Origin of the sequence: Streptococcus sp. DD04 (assembly GCF_001578725.1) — a bacterium.
GTDB lineage: Bacteria > Bacillota > Bacilli > Lactobacillales > Streptococcaceae > Streptococcus > Streptococcus sinensis.
On record NZ_KQ969003.1, the window covers coordinates 1 to 434 of the forward strand.

The following is a 434-nucleotide window of genomic DNA, read 5'->3' on the forward strand; positions in this document are numbered from 1 at the left end:
CCCCAAACTACAAAGAGATGAAAGGTTTAACAGGTGATGCCCTTCGTAAAGCAATGGCTGAAAACCTTGACCTCTACCGTGAAGCTGTTGAACTTGGTTTGACAATTCAGGCTAAGTCAGTGGATGACTTGAAGAAATCCATTGCGCTTTATAAAACTAATCGAAAAGCTTATGAGGAAACAAGCGCAAACCGTGAAAAAGCTGTCAAAGATGGACAATCTAGCCTATCTGCTTCAACCAAAGAAGTGGACCAACTCATGGAACAAGCCAAGAAAGCAGGCTTACTGGTAACAGGAACCACTACGGACAAAACCCCTAACTACAAAGAGACGAAAGGTCTAACAGGTGATGCTCTTCGTAAAGCGATGGCTGAAAATGTAACCTTGTACAAAGCAGCGATTGAAGCAGGTATTGCTCTTCAAAATAAATCCGTT

1 pseudogene is annotated in these 434 nt (G+C 42.4%); it reads left to right on the top strand.

The features are described 5' to 3' along the window. Positions 1-434 (top strand): annotated as a pseudogene (locus STRDD04_RS11220) (hypothetical protein); the annotation flags it as partial.